We start from the raw sequence: 17989 nt of genomic DNA on the forward strand, positions 1-17989 counted from the left end.
CCCTAAATAGGGGGTACCTTTTGACGAATATGGTTGGATAAGAGCATGGGCGAACTATTTCGGTTGGTTAATAAAACGCAACACTATGCCTGGGGATCACATGAAACCCTGGCTCATATGCGTGGACTGTCTGGACCCAGTGACCAGCCAGAAGCTGAGGTTTGGGTGGGTGCTCACCCTTCCGCTCCTTCAGAAATCGATATTGATGGGCACAAAATGGGTCTTGACAGAGTGGTAGAAAACACTCCAGGCCGCATTTTGCCCCAGGGAGTTAAGAACTTCCCTTTCCTCTTTAAGATTCTTGCCATTGACGCCCCACTGTCTATTCAGGTTCACCCCACTGACGCCCAAGCAGAATCTGGATTTGACCGCGAGAATCAAGAAGGAATTGCCCTCGATGATTCCTCTCGTAATTACAAAGACCGCCATTCAAAGCCCGAAACCGTTATTGCTCTAACTCCCATGAAAATTTTGACGGGAGTTCGCCCAGACCATGAAATTCAAGAAATTGCCACGGCTTTTGGTCTGAGCTGGCTCGCGGATTTACTCCCTGTAAATTCAGGAAAAGAACTTTTGGCAAAGATTATTCGCCTCAGCGAGGGCGACGCCGCGGTCGCTCTTGAAGAAACGTTAGACGGTGTTCGCACCTGGGCTAAGACTCACACCGGTGGTCCTTGCACTCTGGAGCGCGCTGCCGAACTCGTGGAGCATATTGAGGAAAAGTGCCCGGGCGATCGAGGGTTGCTGGTGGCTGTAGTGATGAATCTGCTTTATCTAGAACCGGGTGATTCTGCGTTTACTCCAGATGGTCAGGTTCATGCCTATGTTTCAGGTACAGCCATTGAAATTATGAACCCCTCAGATAATGTGTTGCGCGCGGGGCTGACTCCTAAACATATTGATACTCAAGAGCTAATTGAGGTCTTACGCGATGACCAGTGCGCCCCTGAGGTGGTTCGTGCAAACCCTGATGACGCGGTGGTAGGCAAATTTTCTTTGTGGGATGAGCGTCTTTCACTGACCCGTATTCGAGTTCCCGCCTCGCAAGCTGTGGATTTCACGTTTGAGGGAACCTCCACTTTGCTTTCTGTAGCAGGGGAGCTAACAGTTGAGTCGGAACAACAGAGTTTCACCGTGTATCCGACTGAGTCGCTGTTACATTCTGGTAGCGACACTGCTACAACCATCAGAGGATTAGGCGAGGCATACGTAGCCACCTACGTGTAGTTAGCTCAAGATAAAAACAAGGACGGGCGCACCCACCGCAGGTACGCCCGTCCTGTATTTTTCGCTTCAAGCGAGAGAGTAAAGATAACTTACTTAGAAGTTTCTACTTCCTGTTCTTTTTCAGCCATTTTTTCTTCTTTTTTAGCTCGCTCAAACTCCTTGGAAGAAATGGTTTTTTCTTCTGCAGGGTTGACCTTGGCAAAGTTGGTGGTGAAGAAAACGCTAATCCAGTGAGCGCGCGGATCGGAATCCAGCACAATCGCCTTGAAGAACAGCGTGAGCGGAACAGCCAGGATCGCGCCGAGCGGACCAATAATCATGGACCAGATAATCAGCGAAAGGAAGGTGACGGTGGTGTTAAGACCAACGGCGTCGCCAGTAATCTTTGGCTGAACAATCTGCTGCATGGTGAAGTTGATAACCGAGAACAGGACGATAACCCAAATCATGGTGGTGACGTCGCCGTCCAGCAACGCAACCAGCGCCGGGGGAATCATTCCCAGAACAAACCCGATATTGGGAATGTAGTTGGTGACGAAGGAGAAGATGCCCCATACGATTGCCAGAGGAACTCCGAGAATCATCAGCGCCACCACGTTAATGACAGCAACAATCAGACCAAAAACGGTGTTCACAACCCAGTAGCGATTGGTGCGGTGCTGGAAATCAGCCAGGGCTGATGCCAGATGGGGGCGGTGGTTGCGTAGGTATGCACCGCGCCCTGAAATGATGGCGGAGTCGACCACGAGGAAGACCATCACCATCACGAGAAGGAAGAAACCGGAGCCGGTTGCGCTCAAGCCGTTGAGGAAGGTGGTTAGCCAGTTCATGATCTTAGAGGGTTCCAAGAAGCTCATGGACTGGTCAGAAATCTGATTCTGCGAAACCCCAAAAGTGGAGGTTATCCAGCCCAGGCTCTCATCGTAGAGGCTCTGGAACTTCTGCGAGTACTGAGGCAAGATTTCAACGAGAGCGAAGACTGAGTAAGTCAGCGATCCAATCAGCGTTACCAACAGACCAATGAGAACAAGCAACGTAATCATTGCCGCAAGGAATGTGGGCACGCGTTTCTTGACGAGCCATTCGCGAATGGGGCGGACGGCAATAACGAGTGACAGAGCCAAGAACGTAGGGCCAATTACCGAAGCCATGGTTTTTAGTCCGGCAAAAGAAACGACGAGCGCCGCTACGCCGAGGAGAAAGAAGAGGCCAAAAGGCCACCCTGATTTGTGCTGAACTGCAGAATCCTGCATGGATTCAGCACTTTGAGGTGTGTGAGTCATGGTCTACCTTGATGCTAAGAAAACAGTATCTCAGCAAGCATACTTTCTATTTTGTCGCCAGGGGCGCAATGTACCCCCAAAAAGCCGCAATTGAACATGTCACAGGGTTAGCGCTCGTGTACGAATCCCGCCATCATGGCTTCAAAGACTAGCTTTGCGCTGGCGTTCGTTGAAATTCGACGCCGGGTCAGCGTCACCGCATCTAACCGCTCTAGCGTTTTTACCCCCGTGGTCTGTGCTGCATACTGCTGAAGCTCTTGGACCAGATGGGTGTTAATCAGTGGGGATCCTGTGCCAAGCTGAAGCGTGAGAATATCTCGGAATACGGTCTGAATATCAATCAGAAAACGGTCTAGCGTATCCGTTTTGATACGACGGGCACGTCGCTTCTGATCTTCTTCTAACTGGCGTAGCTGAGAACGCATCGAGGGGTTGATTTTTTCGCCTTCTTGGATTCCCAGTGCGGTCATCAACTGATTCTTTTCAACCTCGTTGCGAGCTTCGGCATCGGCGTTGGCTTCTTCTTCGGCTATCTGTACGAGGTCTTCAGCCGCTTTCATGGCTGACGGTAGAGAGCGCAGAGAAATAGGCATACGTACCACAGCTTCACGGCGCGCTCGTGCCTCTGGGATAGTTGCCAGGCGACGGGCAATGCCGATATGTCCCTGAGCTAAAGAAGCACAATGGAACGCTAAATCCTCGGGAATTCCTTCGGAGATAAGCAACTGCACTACATCAGAAAGATGGGGTACGCGCAGCTTGACCGGGCGGCAACGGGATCGGATGGTTACCAGAACGTCAACCGGTGAGGGAGCGCAGAGTAGCCAGATAGTATGCGGCGGCGGCTCTTCAATAGCTTTGAGCAACACGTTGGACGTTCGTTCTGGCATGCGGTCTGCGTCTTCGACAATCATTACGCGCCATCTGCCTACCGCTGGGCGGTCCTGAGCTTTGACTACCAGTTCGCGTGCTTCTTCAATCTTGATACTGAGATTCTCGGTGGAGAAATGGGTGAGGTCAGCATGGGAACCACTGAGTACAGTTTGGCATGATTTGCACTGCCCGCATCCACGATGCTCGGGATTGGGCTCTTCACACAGGAGCGCTGCGGCAAAAGCAAGAGCGGCGGTGGAGCGACCTGAACCGGGAGGACCGCTCAAAAGCCACGCGTGGGTAGTGCGCTCGGCGGCGGCAGCTTGTTGGAGCTGCTGCACGACGTCGGGCTGACCTACGAGGTTATTCCATACGCTCATGCCACACGCTCTTTCAACACGCATTGAACTGCCCGCAGAATCTGCCCGTGGACCTCGTCGATGCTTCCTGTGCCATCCACAATGGCGTAGTTTTCTCCGCCCGAGCTGGCTAGTTCTCCAAAGGTCTGATGAACCAGCGTGTGAAATTCATCGGGTTCGGATTCCAAACGGTCAGCCGCACCGCGACTATCGGTGCGTTGGCGCCCTGCGTCTAGAGGGACATCAATAAAAACGGTCAGGTCTGGCAGAAGGTTTTGTGTTGCCCAAAGGCTCAGCTGGGTGATGTTTTCTGTTCCCAAGTTGCGCCCTGCTCCTTGGTATGCCGCCGAGGAATCTATATAGCGGTCGCAAAGAACAATTTTCCCAGCTGCGAGTGCGGGGCGAATCTTTTGTTCGGCATGAGCTGATCTGGAGGCAGCATAGATGAGCGCTTCGGTGCGCGCGTCAATGATGCCTTGCCCGTGTTCTAGCACGAGTCCGCGTAGTTTCTCCCCGATATCGGTGCCTCCCGGTTCGCGAGTGGAAATGACGTCGTACCCTTCCTCGGTAAGTGCCTGTTCCAAACGGGCAACTTGGGTGGATTTTCCGGCACCGTCACCGCCTTCAAACACGATAAAGAGACCTTCACCGACGCAGTCAGAACTGCTCACAATAGGAGTATTCGATGTGGGATCTGGGATGTATTTGAGTGAGTCAGTCACTCTCTAAGGGTAGCAAGGAAGACGAAAAATGAAGTGCTACTTTCTCTGACTACATAATCCGCATAGGCTGGATACTATGACTGAACAAAAGCTTCACCCAGAGACTCTAGTAGTTTCCCAAGGCAGGCCGGCACATCAACATGATGCTCCTGTGAATACTCCCATCTATATGACTTCTACCTTTCGTGGCGGAAAGACCGTGGATACCCTGAACGACAAGGTTTATGCGCGCTTTCATAATCCTTCGTGGGAAGATTTAGAAGAAGTTATCGCTTCATTAGAAGACGCGGAGCTTCCCGGTTTGATGTTTGCTTCGGGCATGGCGGCTGTAGCGGCGGTTGAAGATTTGGTTCCTGTGGGATCTGTCATTCTACTTCCTCGTCATACCTATATGGCATCAATTTCTTTGGCGCTTAAGCTTCAGCGACGGGGTATCTGTGAAGTAATTCGTTATGATCTTGAAAATACTGAGCAAACGATAGAGACCATGAAAGCTGCGGCTTCGGCGCGTGGTGTGACAGCCGAAAATGTGGATTACCGTGCGCCGAAAGTTCTCATGTGGTTAGAGAGCCCCACCAATCCCATGCTGGAGGTTGCTGATTTAAAGGTGCTTCTGCCAGAAGCAAAGAAACTGGGGATTGTAACCGCCGTAGATAATACCTTTTCCACTCCCTTAGCCCAGAAACCGCTGACTTTAGGCGCGGATATTGTGGTGCACTCAGCCACAAAATTTATTGCAGGACACTCGGATGTAGTGCTGGGGTTGGCTATCACGAACCATCCCGAACTGCGCGCGATGATGCTGGAGCACCGTACCCTCAACGGGTCAATCGCTGGACCCTTCGAAGCATTTTTAGCCCTAAGAGGTGTCCGCACCTTGGCTCTTCGGGTAGAACGTTCAATGGCGAATGCCCAGGTGCTCGCAGAGCGACTGACGAAGCATCCTCGGGTGAGAGAGGTCCGTTATCCCGGACTCCCCAACGATCCCTTCCATGCGGTAGCTACCTCACAGATGAATGGGTTTGGAGCAATTCTATGTGTAGTCCTCGAAGCGAATGCGCAGGAAACAGACGCCGTAGTAGAAAAATTGAAAATCTGGACTCCCGCAACCTCCTTGGGCGGAGTCGAATCGCTGATAGAACGCCGTCGTCGCCATCTGTCTGAACCAGATTCAATTCCCGAATCGTTACTTCGTCTTTCTGTTGGCATCGAAAATGTTGATGATCTCTATAACGATCTTAACCAAGCTCTTGCCAGCATCGTCTGATCCACCCAGATTCGATAGGCTTGTCTTGTGAGTCCAATTATTTTAGTTTCCCTGGTCGATACTCTCATCGGCACCGTTTTTGCTCTGGTCATTGCAGTAATGTCCGTGTGGGCACTAATTGTGGCGCTTCAGGCAACGAATTACGCTTATGAGAGTGCTGGCAAGCGCACCAAAACTTTCTGGGTGGCGGTCACTGCAGCTTGCGCAGTTTTCTCGGTATTTAGTCTTTACACAACTTTTTTGGGGGCTGGCTCTAGCTGGCTCATCCAGCTGATAGCCGCCACTGCTGCTGGGGTGTTCCTTGCGGACGTGCGCCCGGCGGTTGCGGTGCGTCGTCGGCGGTAACTCCCATATCTATTTATGTGGGAATGCTTTTGATTATGTGGCAAAAGTGAAAGAATGAGGTTATGACATACAAATTGGTATTGCTCCGTCACGGACAGTCAGAATGGAATGAAAAGAACCTTTTCACCGGTTGGGTAGATGTTCCCCTGACCGCTAAAGGTATGGAAGAAGCATCTCGCGGTGGTCAGATGTTGAAGGATCGCGAGATTCTTCCCGACGTCGTTCACACCTCTCTTCAGCGCCGCGCTATCAACACCGCAAACCTTGCGCTTGATTCCGCAGATCGCCTCTGGATTCCTGTCAAGCGCTCCTGGCGTTTGAACGAGCGTCACTACGGTGCGCTCCAGGGCAAAGATAAGAGCCAGATTCGCGAGCAGTACGGTGAAGAGCAGTTCATGCAGTGGCGTCGTTCTTACGATGTACCCCCACCGGCAATTGATGATGACGACGATTTCTCCCAGGCTCACGATCCTCGTTATGCCGATGTTAAGAACGCTCCTCGTACCGAGTGCCTCAAAGACGTTCTAGAGCGTATGCTTCCCTACTGGGAATCAGACGTGAAGCCTGATTTGGAAGCTGGCAAGACCGTTTTGATTGCTGCTCACGGTAACTCTTTGCGTGCGCTAGTAAAGAATCTCGATGGTATTTCGGACGACGAAATCTCGGGTCTGAACATTCCTACCGGTATCCCGCTTTACTACGAGCTGGACGAAAACTTCAAGCCTGTAACCGCAGGTGGCGAATACTTGGATCCTGAGGCAGCAAAGATTGCGATTGCAGCAGTTGCTAACCAGGGTAAGAAGTAATTCTTTGAAGTTCTAGGTTATGCCAAAGGGCTCGTTCCACTTCGGTGGAACGAGCCCTTTGCTATGCCGTAATTGAGTAATACTGCTGGAATGTGCCAGCAGTAGTGGTTTTAGCTCCAGTCGCCGGTGACTAGGTAGGCTTCCTTGCGAGCTACAGAAACCCCGTGATCGCCAAAGCGCTCTAGGTAGCGGCTGGCGAGGGTCACGTCCACGGTGACCTGTGCCGAGTAGTTCCAGTCTTCAGCGTTCAGGGTTTTGAAGACTTCGCGGTGTAGCTCGTTGATGCGAGCCTTGTGAGCTGAGATTTCTTCGGAGTAGGTGAGATCCTTGGAATCAAGGAGCTTGATGACGGCGTCGATAATCTTCAAATCGAGCTCTACCATCTGTTCGAAGATGGGGGAGATAGATGCGGTCAGAGCTTTCTCGGGGAAGCGCATACGAGCAATCTGGGCGATGTGGCGTGCAAGGTCACCCATGCGCTCTAGTGACGAGCTCATGCGCAATGCCGCTACGATGTGGCGCAAATCGGAGGCTACGGGGCCCTGCAGAGCCAGGATGTCGATGGCGCGTTCGTCGAGCTGGGTCTGTAGAAAGTCGATGCGGGCATCGTTTGAGATTACTTCTTCAGCTTTGTCAATGTCTGCGTTGAGGAAGGATTCCGATGCGCCTACGAGTGCTTGTTTGACCAGGGTTGCAATTTGGATGAGTTCTTCGCCAACCTGGTGAAGTTCTGCTTGAAAGACTTTACGCACGTGCGCTGTCCTCTCGGGTTGAGTAGTTGGTCGTGGGCGGGCGGGGTCCCGAAATACGGCGCGGGTGCCCACACGTCTTTATAGCTTCCCAAAAATGAGTAAATAAATCGGGTGCTCTAAGTAAACGTTAGTTGAATCCGACGGGAACTTGCACTCTCGTGGGGTCTGGGGGGAAGTTTTTGTCGATAAGGTAGAAGGCGTGGATTCATTCCTCATTATTTTATTTTCGGTTTTGGTGGGCCTGTTCGTCGGTGTGTTGAGTATGTGGGCGGTCAACAAGAGTGATCGTGATCGTGCTCAGTGGGCCGATGTTGAAGAGCCAAGTATTAGTGACGGTGCAGCGGAGGTGCTGGCCGTTATTGGTCGTGCCTATGTGATTGTTGATGCGGTTGACGGTGTGGTTCAGGCTTCTCCGGGCGCGTATGCGCTGGGTCTGGTGAAGGGCCACACGATTGTTTCGCAAGAGCTGGTGGAAATGATTCACCGGGTGCGAAGCCGTGGCATCATTGTGGAGCGGGAAATAAAAATTACGCGTGGTACGGTCAATAGGACCCAGCTGGTGATTGATTTGCGAATCGCGCCGGTGGGGGACGAATACATTCTGGTTCTTGCCGATGACCGTACTGAAATTGCGCGTGTGCAGGAGGTTCGTAATGACTTCGTGGCGAACGTATCTCACGAGTTAAAGACTCCTGTGGGCGCAATCGGTTTGATGGCGGAGGCAATTGAGTCTTCTGCAGACGATGAAGAGTCCGTAAAGTATTTCTCTACCCGTTTGCAGAAAGAATCTAAGCGTTTAGCTGCGCTGGTGCAGGACGTCATTGAGCTTTCTCGTTTGCAATCTACCGACGTCGTGCGGCAGTCCAAGCTAGTCGACGTGAATAACCTAGTGGCCAGCGCGGTGGATTATAACCGGATTATGGCGGAGGGTAAAGACATCCAGCTGTTGGTGGGTGGACGGGCGCGCCGTCCTATCCACGGAGATCCCGAGCTTTTGGGTACGGCGTTGCGTAACCTGGTGGAGAACGCTATCCGTTATTCGCCAGAGAAAACAAAAGTCGGAATCGGTATCACCGAGAAAAACGGACAGATTAAGATATCTGTTAAGGACCAGGGCCCTGGCATCCCCGAGGATGAGCAGGATCGTATTTTTGAGCGTTTCTACCGGGTTGATCCGGCGCGTTCGCGTCAGACTGGTGGCACGGGCTTAGGTTTGTCCATTGTGAAGCATGTGATGGGCCAACACGGTGGAGAAATTACGCTGTGGTCTATCCCCGGTGAAGGTTCTACTTTCACCATGACTCTGCCCGCTGTGGATGAGCAGAGCGAACAAGATTTGCTGGGACCTGATATTGAGGGTACTCAGACGGTGAGCGCTAAGAAGCTCACGACGCCTGGCGGAGGTTCCGTTTCGGCGCTGAAGAAGAAGGACGCAAACTAGTGACCAGAATTTTGGTTGTTGAAGACGAAGAAGCATTGAGCGAGCCGCTTGCGTTTTTGCTAGGCCGCGAAGGTTTTGAAGTTCAGGTTGTAGATAACGGTGTCGACGCCGTCACTGAGTTTGAACATAACGGTGCTGATTTGGTGTTGCTGGATGTGATGCTTCCTGGACAGTCTGGCATGGAAGTGTGCAAGCAGTTGCGTGCGATTTCGGCAGTTCCGATTATCATGCTGACCGCTAAGGATTCTGAGATTGATAAGGTCTTGGGTCTTGAGCTTGGCGCCGATGATTATGTGACTAAGCCTTATTCTTCGCGCGAATTAATTGCACGCGTGCGCGCGGTGTTACGGCGTCAGCATGAAGGCGAAGAAGTTTCTACGAATGCGGTGGAATCGGGTCCGGTGCGTATGGACATTGAGCGCCATGTGGTCACTGTTTCTGGTGAGATTGTGGCGATGCCGCTCAAAGAATTTGAGCTGCTAGAAATGCTCCTGCGCAACGCCGGTCGAGTACTGACTCGTTCACAGCTTATTGACCGGGTGTGGGGCTCAGATTACGTGGGGGATACGAAAACTTTGGACGTTCATATCAAGCGTTTGCGGTCCAAGATTGAACCTGATCCTTCGGTGCCTCGTTATGTGGTGACTGTTCGCGGTCTGGGTTATAAGTTCGAGCCCTAAAGAATCGTGAACATCGAATAAAGCGAGGGTCCTTACCTACCGGGTAAGGACCCTCGCTTTGGTCTCCATCTGGATGAAGCCTATGTGTTACTGAGCAGGAGTAGTCTCCACGGGAGCGGACTCGTTGCCGTTAGGAGCGGAGGTCGATGCTGCAGAGGATTCAGCAGACGCCGCGTTAGGCAGGTAAGGTGCGTATTCTTCGAGGGTGTCGTCGAGGACAGGGATGTTCATCGTGGTGTTATCGGATCCGGCAGTTACCTTGATGTTTTCTAAGATCAAACCGGGGTTAGCGCCAGAGGGGGAGACGATGAGCTTGTGGGCATCGTCTTCCAACCGGACGGCTTCGCCAGGCTTGACGGTTACTGATTTCGCACCGGACTCGAAGTTGAAATCAACGGTGACGTCGTTCTTGCCGTTGTTGATGATGGAGCCCAGCACACGACCGTCTGACTTTTCATTTTCGGCGATAACCATGATGTTGCGAAGGTCAATGTCTGCTACATCTGCGTTGACGCCATCGGAAGCGGCGTAGTGAATGGTGGTGGGCTGGCGATGGATATAGCCACAGCCGGTTGCTGAAAGCAAAGCGACTGCTAGGGCAGCGCCCGCGCCAGCGCGCTTGAGGGTGGAAGTTGCAAACTTCACGGCATGAACTCCTTGATGGTCATGAACTCTTCTATCCCAGTGAATGTGTGTGTTCTCCAGATAGAGATTAAATACAGAGTCTTTCGTGTACATTCTAACGGCTTATAGACAGAACGTCTGTATCGCGTGGCTTTCGAGTTGCAAAAGGGTGCAAGAAAGGCTTAACTGTTACGTAAGGATGCCCCTACTGTGCCTCGTGATAGAATAGGTACGCTGAAAGGGGTTTATCCATATGCTTTTTGAGGTTGGCGAAACAGTCGTATATCCTCACCACGGTGCTGCAACGATCGAAGAGGTCAAGATGCGCAAAATTCGTGGCGAAGAAAAAATGTACCTAAAACTCAAAGTCGCGCAGGGCGATTTGGTGATTGAGGTACCTGCTGAAAATGTTGACATGGTGGGTATGCGTGATGTCGTTGACGAACGCGGTCTGCAGGAAGTCATCGACGTTTTGCAGGCAACCGATACTGAAGAAGCCGCTAACTGGTCACGTCGTTACAAGGCGAACGTTGAAAAATTGGCTTCTGGTGATGTTTTGAAGGTCGCTGAAGTAGTTCGTGACCTGTGGCGTCGTGAAAATGACCGTGGTCTATCTGCAGGTGAAAAGCGCATGCTGGCTAAGGCTCGTCAGATTCTTTCCTCCGAGGTTGCTTTGGCGAAGGACATCGATGAGGCGACTGCCGAGGGCGAGCTCGATAAGATTCTTGAGGCAGTTTAGGCTATAGAGTTTCTTCTGCTTCATCATATTTCAGGTAAGCTTCTGCTGTGATGGAGACCAATACTTTTTTGACGACGGCGAATGATTCTGTTGCTTCCGGGCAACGGGTCTTCGCCGTCGTTGTTGTTGCTGCAGGCTCTGGAAGCCGATTGGGTTACGGTTTGCCCAAGGCACAGGTACCCGTTGCAGGTAAGGAACTGTTGCGGTGGGCACTGGAAGGTGTGAAGGCCACGGGATTGGCATCACGTCTTATCGTGACGGTTCCCGCTGGCGATACTGCGTTGACGGCTATTGCTGAGGAATTTGGTGCTTTGGCTGTCACAGGCGGCGCTACCCGTGCTGAATCAGTGGTGGCTGCGCTTAACGCGATTAATCGGGCTCCTGCGCAAGGGGGGATGAGCGATTCTGATCCCGATGCTGTTTTGGTTCATGACTGCGCTCGTTGCTTTACGCCGGTTGAAGCTTTTCACGCTGTAGCGCAGGCCCTCGAATCTGGCGAAAAAGCAGTGATTCCCGTGGTCCCCGTCGTAGATACGGTGAAGTCGGTCGATTCGGATGAGTACGTTTCCGGAACCCCCGCTCGTTCTCAGTTACGCGCTGTACAGACTCCCCAGGGGTTTGATCTTTATACCCTCTTAGCTGCGTATGCGAAGGCATCGCAACAGGGTTTGGCAGAGAGTATTACAGATGATGCGATGCTCGCAGAGACTATGGGCATCCCCGTATTGTGCGTTGCCGGTTCCGAGGACTCTTTCAAAATTACTACTCGTTTAGACTTGGCACTTGCCCGCGCCCTGTATGAAAAGGAGAACTCATGATTATTCCCCGTACCGGCATTGGTATTGATGTTCATGCTTTTGGCGAAGAAGGTACTGAGCTGTGGGTCGCTGGTTTGCATTGGCCGGGAGAGTTAGGACTAAGCGGTCATTCGGACGGCGACGTCGTGGCGCACGCTGCAGCGGACGCGCTCTTTTCAGCCTCCGGTACCGGTGATCTTGGTTCTAACTTTGGAGTCGATCGTCCGGATATGAAGGGTGCCTCAGGGGTGCTCATTCTGAGTGAAGCGGCGGCGATTGTGCGAGAGGCTGGTTTCGAGATTGGAAACGTGGCTATACAGCTGATTGGCAATCGGCCTAAGTTCGCGCCGCGTCGTGATGAAGCGAATCAGGCGCTCACAGAAGCTGCAGGTGCTCCCGTTACCGTGACCGCAACTACTACTGACAAACTGGGGTTAACCGGTAGATCTGAGGGCGTAGCAGCATTGGCTACGGCGCTGGTCTATCCAAAGAATTCTTAAGGATGCCGGGGTACGCAACGTGTTTGATTTCTGTCAGTATTTCTTCGGCATGCTGCGTGAAAAGTGAAGCATGACCGCGTCCGGGGAAAGAACGAACGGTGGCGTTTAGCTCTTGCCCTTGGGAGTAAGCCCCTTCTTTGCTGATGACTTGATCTCGTTCGCCCACCCATACCACGGTAGAGAAATGCTTTCTTGCCTGCTCAGGGGGTATGCCCCACTCACCGTAGATAGCTGTGTAATCTTGGATGGCGCCGCGAAAACTATGCTCAAATGCATGGGAATGCGAATGAATGAAACTTTCGATTGCTCTTGCTCGTTTAGTGCGTATATGTAAGAGACGGCGGCTAAGCGGAAGTAGCAGGTTGTTGTGGAGAAGGTATTGAAGTCTCATCATTACAGGGATGGATCGTTCTTCGACGCGCGCAAACACACCTTCTTCAGGGGTGTAGGGGGCGATAAGCCCCAGGGCAGAAACTTTCTGTGGAAATGCCGTTGCACAGGCTAGCGCGTACGGTGTCCCTCCTGAATATCCCAATACTAGGCACTGGGTAATTTGAAGTGCATCCAGGATTTCTGCGGCATCAGCGGCCCAATCTTGCACGGTGCGATGGGGCGTCAAGGTGCTTCCCCCGCACCCCGGTCGGTCAGGAGCAATAAGTAGAATCTTTTTCTCGCGAGCAACCCGATCAAAAATTTGCGCTTCCCGGCCTGATCCCGGTGTCCCGTGGCAATAAAGAGCTACTGTCTGGGGATTTTCATTCTCCCCAAATTCATGCCATTCGGCGATTCTGCCGTCGCGAAGAACGATGCGGCGTGTTCTGCCGATGCGCAGCGCAGTATTGTGTGTGGAAGTCATGATAGGCACCTAAAATTCATCACCACTAGGAGCGTTTTTGCCGTCGCACCCATGATGAAAGCGAAAACTATATAGGTAAGCGTATCGGTTTCCTTGTCCTGTGAAACCTGGATTTTTACGGTGTACTACGCCCGCTCTTGCTGTTACCGCTAAACTGGTGCCTGTGACTATGCGTTTTTACGATACAGCGACAGCAACCATTCGAGATTTTGAGCCCGTTCGCTCCGGGGAGGCTAGCCTCTACTATTGTGGCGCCACTGTGCAGGGGGCTCCTCATATCGGACATGTTCGTTCGGCTCTGGTCTTTGACCAGCTTTCGCGTTGGTTGACCTACCGCGGGCTGAAAGTAACGACCGTTCGTAATGTCACGGATATTGACGACAAAATTTTGGCTAACTCAAACCGCTCTTTCGAAGAAGGGTTTGAGGGAGAGTTTCCCGGCGAAGAGTGGTGGGCGCTTGCCTATCGTTTTGAAAAGGTTTTCGCTCAGGCGTATGAATCGCTGGGTATCACACCTCCTACATATGAACCACGCGCAACGGGGCATATCCCCGAGATGCATGCCCTTATTCAGCGGTTGATTGATGAGGGTCATGCTTACCCCGCTTTAGATGATTCCGGAGATGTCTATTTCGACGTTAAGTCGTGGCCTCAGTATGGTGCTCTGACCCATCAGAAGTTAGATGAGCTGAAAGACGCCGAAGATGCGGATCCTCGCGGTAAGCGAGACCCTCGTGATTTCGCGCTATGGAAGGGCTATAAAGTAGGCGAACCGGAAACCGCCGCATGGGATTCGCCGTGGGGTCGGGGACGGCCGGGCTGGCATCTGGAATGCTCGGCAATGGCAGGTAAATACTTGGGCGCTCGTTTTGATATTCACGGTGGCGGATTAGATTTGCGCTTCCCCCATCACGAAAATGAATTGGCTCAGTCTACGGCTGCCGGCGATAACTTCGCGAATTTCTGGCTTCATAATGGGCTAGTAACTTTCGAGGGCGAAAAGATGTCAAAATCCATAGGCAACACTGTATCGCCTGCAGATATGTTGCAGACCGCGCGTCCTTTGGTAGTTCGTTATTACCTGGGGCAGGCACATTACCGGTCGGTGCTGGACTACCGCCCTACTTCTTTAGAAGAAGCTAAGGTTGCGGTGGAGCGTATCGAAGCCTTTATTGCGCAGAATCTTGAAGGTATTAACCAGCACGCCGAGGTTCCTGGAGAGTTCGCGGCAGCGATGGACGATGATCTCAATATTCCCCGCGCGCTCGCGGTGCTTCACGAGAAGGTACGTGAAGGTAACGCTGAACGAGCTCAGGGCGCTGATGCAACTGGTATCGCCTCCCAAGTCTTCGCTATGGCAAAGGTACTGGGGTTGACTCAACTGATGAGTTTTGCAGGAAGCAGCGCCTCATCCGATGCTGAACATGCGGCTTTGGACTCGCTGATTCAAACGATGCTGGCGCAACGAACCGACGCTCGTGCCCGGAAGGATTGGGCAGCGGCAGATCAGATACGCGACGCGCTCGCAGAGGCTGGAATTACTATTAAGGACGGCGTAGAAGGCTCGTCCTGGTCTATCAGCTAGCGCACATTTTGGTGTAGTTGGTGTTTTATTCGACTACGCTATTGAAGATTCACAAACTTTAATTTTCTATATAGTTCTGCCACACCTGAGGGCTGAGCAACAAAAGAGGTTTTCATGGCTAAAGCAGGTCGCCGTCCCGGCGCAACAAACGCAAAGAAGGGTCCCACTAAGGGCACCGGCGGTAAGAACCGTCGTTCGCTTGAGGGCAAGGGTCCGACTCCCAAGGCTGAGGATCGTCCTTATCACAAGGCTTATAAGATGAAGCGTGCTGCTGAGCGCCGCCAGGCGGGTCAGCATTCGCGCCCTCAGCAACGTTTGGGCGGTAAGCGTACCAGCGAGGAATTGGTGACCGGCCGTAATGCTGTGCTGGAGGCTTTGAAGACTGAAATTCCTGCTAAGCATCTTTTCGTCATGAGCCATATTGAGGCTGATGAGCGAGTTAAAGAAATCATTAAGATTGCGAATCAAGAAGATTTGCCCTTGTTGGAGATTTCTCGTGGTGAGTTGGATAGGCTGACTGAGGGGTCTGTGCACCAGGGCGTGGCTCTGCAGATTCCTCCGTATAAGTATCCCGATGCTACTGATTTGATTCTGACTACTATGGAGAAATTCCATGAAGGTCAGCTTTCGACTCCTCCGCTTTTTGTGGCTTTGGATGGCATTACCGATCCTCGTAACCTGGGTGCGATTATTCGTAGCGTGTCAGCGTTCAATGGCGACGGCGTCGTCATTCCAGAGCGTCGTTCCGCTGCTGTTACTGCTTCGGCGTGGAAGACTTCTGCAGGCGCGGCTGCTCGTATTCCGGTAGCGATGGCAACTAACCTCACTCGTGTGGTTCAGCAGGCTAAAGATTCTGGTGTGTTCGTTGTTGGTTTGGACGGCGGTGGGGACATCGAGCTTCCTAACCTTGAACTTGCATCGGAGCCGCTGATGATTGTGGTTGGTTCTGAGGGTAAGGGCTTGTCTCGATTGGTGACTGAGAACTGCGATCAGATTGTTTCGATTCCGATTAGCTCTGCCATGGAGTCGTTGAATGCGGCAACTGCGGTCAGTATTTCATTGTATGAGGTTTCTCGGCGTCGTGCTCAGGGTAAGTAACTAGACTGAGTAGATGTAAAGGCGGGGAGTATCAATAGATACTCCCCGCCTTTATGTATCGCTAAGGTAATTCGTTAATCGAAGAAATTTCAGTGGATGGCGGAATAGTGACCAATGTGAACCATTCTCCGTAGGGAGCTAATCTAATCCAATTGGGTAGCCAATGAGGATCAGAGATATGCCCATCCATTTGGACTTCCTCAATCCCACGGTGTGCGAGAATGTCAAGTGTTCTGCGAAGGCAGCTTTGAATGATTTGTTCTCCATGGGGAGTGTTGCAGGAGGCTGTTTCGCCCATGAGCAATGGTTTACCGTCAACTATGTAGGTGGCGACGAAACCTTCAATGGAACCGCTGGAGCTGTAGACAATACTGGTAGCTTCTTTATCTATATCTTCTAATGCCTCACGTTGCAGAGTGAGTTGGTGCTCGCCTGATACAGGAGCCCATAGCTCATGGGTCCATTCATACATATCCACGTAGGCACGTTGAAAGATGTCTTGTTGTTCGCAGCGCAAAGCCTCTGCTGGAAACGTGAGGGTGAGTTCTTCTCGATGGATAAGCCTAGCCCTATCTGGAGGAACAACTTGTCGGGTGTATGCCCCTAGTTTGTGAGCGAAAGCAAGAGAGCCGGTATGAAGGTAGTTCCTGTAGGTAAAAGGAATATCTCGATGTCGCAATTGACTAACGAGTCTAAATACTTCGAAACCTAGCCCTTGACGACGGCGTTTTGGAGCGACTTCGATATACAGCCAGTACTCACTAGCGTGAGCTTTAGACGTATACTATTCAGCTATTGCTACTAGTTTTTCGTCGTGGAAGACGGCGAGAGCTCGCGTATCTAAATCTCTTATCTGGTCAGAACTTATACCCCGCATAGCAACCCATGCGGGTAAGGAAGCTTTAATCTCGGAGGTAAGCCAGCGATAGTAGAGGGTCATGATTCTAAGGTAGTTATCGATTGTTGCCGAGCTGGTTAAACTTCAGGGGAAATCTCCATTAAATGTGGTTTGTGACGCATTTATGACGTCATTCTGGGTGAATTTAGGGAGTTGCAAGAGTGGAAAACGCACATTTGAAGATAATTTGAAATCTTTTTGAAAATCTTTTTGGCCCTAAAAACCTTGATAATTAGCGGTGAAATCGATAATCACACAGTTGTAAGTTAGCTAGCACACTACTTTTCGAGTTGCAAGGCTATCTGGGGGTGCGTATAGTTATGGGAGTCGCAAGGGCACGAAGCGAAAAACTTCGAACCGAAGCGAACGTCGAAATTACATAGGGTGTTGAAGAGATGAAGAAAAGATAAACTTCATCGCTTTGTTATGTGGTGTGTTTCACGGTTGTTCGTGTTGCATGGTCGCTGGACACCTGGTAAGCTAGACGAGTTGCCCCGATGAGGGTAACGAAAAATGTAAACAAGATGTTGACTGACGTTCTGCAGTTGCCACGATATGAGTGGTGTGATTGGTTCGTGTGGTTTGTTGTTTGAGAACTCAATAGTGTGCTTTGTTCAATAAATGGCCTCCTTTTCTCATAAATATTGGGGAGGCTTATTGACTGAAACTGATACCAAATATTTATATGTATTTTTGAATACCTTTTGGTTATCAGAATGACAGCTTGAAGCAGTGATGAGTCACCGTACCCCGTGTGGCGTTTGAATCATTGTTTCGTTTTTATTTTGAGATCAGGTTATTCAAGCTTTTTTGTTTTCTAACGGAGAGTTTGATCCTGGCTCAGGACGAACGCTGGCGGCGTGCTTAACACATGCAAGTCGAACGATGAAGACTGGTGCTTGCACTGGTTGGATTAGTGGCGAACGGGTGAGTAATACGTGAGTAACCTGCCTTTGACTCTGGGATAAGCCTGGGAAACTGGGTCTAATACCGGATATGACAAGGAACCGCATGGTTTTTTGTGGAAAGGGTTTGTACTGGTTTTAGATGGGCTCACGGCCTATCAGCTTGTTGGTGGGGTAATGGCTCACCAAGGCGACGACGGGTAGCCGGCCTGAGAGGGTGACCGGCCACACT

Annotated in this window: 19 protein-coding genes and 1 rRNA gene; 12 read left to right on the top strand and 8 right to left on the bottom strand. The window is 51.5% G+C overall.

Annotation, left to right across the window (positions count from 1 at the left end):
• Nucleotides 1–45: 45 nt before the first annotated feature.
• On the top strand, nt 46–1227 hold the full coding sequence (gene manA, locus A7E48_RS01585) for a mannose-6-phosphate isomerase, class I (RefSeq protein ID WP_068168611.1): 1182 nt from the start codon (nt 46–48) through the stop codon (nt 1225–1227).
• Between the two features lie 89 nt (nt 1228–1316).
• Here manA and A7E48_RS01590 read toward each other — a convergent pair whose 3' ends face one another.
• The 3 genes from A7E48_RS01590 to tmk all read right to left on the bottom strand — a co-directional run bounded on the left by A7E48_RS01590 (nt 1317) and on the right by tmk (nt 4464).
• On the bottom strand, nt 1317–2510 hold the full coding sequence (locus A7E48_RS01590) for an AI-2E family transporter (protein ID WP_068168612.1): 1194 nt from the start codon (nt 2508–2510) through the stop codon (nt 1317–1319).
• A 107-nt stretch (nt 2511–2617) separates the two neighbouring features.
• Nucleotides 2618–3763, bottom strand: a complete 1146-nt coding sequence (locus A7E48_RS01595) for a DNA polymerase III subunit delta' (protein WP_068168613.1) — start codon at nt 3761–3763, stop codon at nt 2618–2620.
• Entirely contained in the window at nt 3760–4464 is a 705-nt protein-coding gene (tmk, locus tag A7E48_RS01600; protein ID WP_083147117.1) for a dTMP kinase, read from the bottom strand. Before tmk ends, A7E48_RS01595 begins: the two co-directional genes overlap by 4 nt.
• A 76-nt stretch (nt 4465–4540) precedes the next feature.
• Between tmk and A7E48_RS01605 the strand changes: the two genes are divergently transcribed.
• The 3 genes from A7E48_RS01605 (at nt 4541) to A7E48_RS01615 (ending at nt 6882) form a co-directional block, all read left to right on the top strand.
• The gene (locus A7E48_RS01605) at nt 4541–5731 is read left to right on the top strand and encodes a PLP-dependent aspartate aminotransferase family protein (protein WP_068168614.1); all 1191 of its coding nucleotides are present in this window, start codon (nt 4541–4543) and stop codon (nt 5729–5731) included.
• A gap of 27 nt (nt 5732–5758) precedes the next feature.
• On the top strand, nt 5759–6076 hold the full coding sequence (locus A7E48_RS01610; RefSeq protein ID WP_068168615.1) for a DUF2516 family protein: 318 nt from the start codon (nt 5759–5761) through the stop codon (nt 6074–6076).
• A 62-nt stretch (nt 6077–6138) separates the two neighbouring features.
• A complete protein-coding gene (locus A7E48_RS01615; protein WP_068168616.1) occupies nt 6139–6882 on the top strand; it encodes a phosphoglyceromutase in 744 nt (247 codons plus the stop codon).
• 110 nt (nt 6883–6992) lie between these two features.
• Here the strand turns inward: A7E48_RS01615 and phoU are convergent, their stop codons facing one another.
• Nucleotides 6993–7634, bottom strand: a complete 642-nt coding sequence (gene phoU / locus A7E48_RS01620) for a phosphate signaling complex protein PhoU (RefSeq protein WP_068168617.1) — start codon at nt 7632–7634, stop codon at nt 6993–6995.
• A 199-nt stretch (nt 7635–7833) separates the two neighbouring features.
• On the opposite strand from phoU, the gene A7E48_RS01625 reads away from it, so the two are divergent.
• Together A7E48_RS01625 and A7E48_RS01630 are read left to right on the top strand one after the other, a co-directional pair.
• Nucleotides 7834–9075, top strand: coding sequence for a cell wall metabolism sensor histidine kinase WalK (locus tag A7E48_RS01625; RefSeq protein WP_068168618.1), 1242 nt, complete (start codon nt 7834–7836; stop codon nt 9073–9075).
• Entirely contained in the window at nt 9075–9755 is a 681-nt protein-coding gene (locus A7E48_RS01630) for a response regulator transcription factor (RefSeq protein ID WP_068168619.1), read from the top strand. Before A7E48_RS01625 ends, A7E48_RS01630 begins: the two co-directional genes overlap by 1 nt.
• An 87-nt stretch (nt 9756–9842) precedes the next feature.
• Here the strand turns inward: A7E48_RS01630 and A7E48_RS01635 are convergent, their stop codons facing one another.
• Nucleotides 9843–10400, bottom strand: a complete 558-nt coding sequence (locus A7E48_RS01635) for a hypothetical protein (protein WP_068168620.1) — start codon at nt 10398–10400, stop codon at nt 9843–9845.
• A gap of 232 nt (nt 10401–10632) precedes the next feature.
• Between A7E48_RS01635 and A7E48_RS01640 the strand changes: the two genes are divergently transcribed.
• The 3 genes from A7E48_RS01640 to ispF are packed head-to-tail and all read left to right on the top strand — an operon-like array spanning nt 10633 to nt 12415.
• Nucleotides 10633–11118 carry a CarD family transcriptional regulator gene (locus A7E48_RS01640; RefSeq protein ID WP_068168621.1) on the top strand — a complete coding sequence of 162 codons (486 nt, stop codon included), beginning with the start codon at nt 10633–10635 and terminating at the stop codon, nt 11116–11118.
• Nucleotides 11119–11168: 50 nt separating this feature from the next.
• Nucleotides 11169–11936: a 2-C-methyl-D-erythritol 4-phosphate cytidylyltransferase gene (ispD, locus tag A7E48_RS01645; RefSeq protein ID WP_083147118.1), complete on the top strand. Its 768-nt coding sequence runs from the start codon at nt 11169–11171 to the stop codon at nt 11934–11936.
• Entirely contained in the window at nt 11933–12415 is a 483-nt protein-coding gene (gene ispF / locus A7E48_RS01650; protein ID WP_068168622.1) for a 2-C-methyl-D-erythritol 2,4-cyclodiphosphate synthase, read from the top strand. Before ispD ends, ispF begins: the two co-directional genes overlap by 4 nt.
• Here ispF and A7E48_RS01655 read toward each other — a convergent pair.
• Nucleotides 12384–13271, bottom strand: a complete 888-nt coding sequence (locus A7E48_RS01655; RefSeq protein ID WP_068168624.1) for an alpha/beta fold hydrolase — start codon at nt 13269–13271, stop codon at nt 12384–12386. The two genes, ispF and A7E48_RS01655, sit on opposite strands and share 32 nt — an antisense overlap.
• Before the next feature lie 163 nt (nt 13272–13434).
• Here A7E48_RS01655 and cysS point away from each other — a divergent pair, with 163 nt between their 5' ends.
• A complete protein-coding gene (gene cysS / locus A7E48_RS01660) occupies nt 13435–14856 on the top strand; it encodes a cysteine--tRNA ligase (protein ID WP_068168627.1) in 1422 nt (473 codons plus the stop codon).
• A 114-nt stretch (nt 14857–14970) separates the two neighbouring features.
• Nucleotides 14971–15954 (top strand): 23S rRNA (guanosine(2251)-2'-O)-methyltransferase RlmB, encoded by a 984-nt coding sequence (gene rlmB, locus A7E48_RS01665; RefSeq protein WP_068168629.1) that lies wholly within the window; start codon nt 14971–14973, stop codon nt 15952–15954.
• A gap of 61 nt (nt 15955–16015) precedes the next feature.
• Here rlmB and A7E48_RS01670 read toward each other — a convergent pair whose 3' ends face one another.
• Together A7E48_RS01670 and A7E48_RS11065 are read right to left on the bottom strand one after the other, a co-directional pair.
• Nucleotides 16016–16471 carry a hypothetical protein gene (locus A7E48_RS01670; protein ID WP_068168632.1) on the bottom strand — a complete coding sequence of 152 codons (456 nt, stop codon included), beginning with the start codon at nt 16469–16471 and terminating at the stop codon, nt 16016–16018.
• Between the two features lie 267 nt (nt 16472–16738).
• Entirely contained in the window at nt 16739–16894 is a 156-nt protein-coding gene (locus A7E48_RS11065) for a hypothetical protein (protein ID WP_158004382.1), read from the bottom strand.
• Nucleotides 16895–17669: 775 nt separating this feature from the next.
• On the opposite strand from A7E48_RS11065, the gene A7E48_RS01675 reads away from it, so the two are divergent.
• Nucleotides 17670–17989: ribosomal RNA gene (locus tag A7E48_RS01675) — 16S ribosomal RNA — on the top strand; the annotation flags it as partial.

Source organism: Rothia sp. ND6WE1A, assembly GCF_001683935.1.
GTDB classification, from domain to species: domain Bacteria; phylum Actinomycetota; class Actinomycetes; order Actinomycetales; family Micrococcaceae; genus Rothia; species Rothia amarae.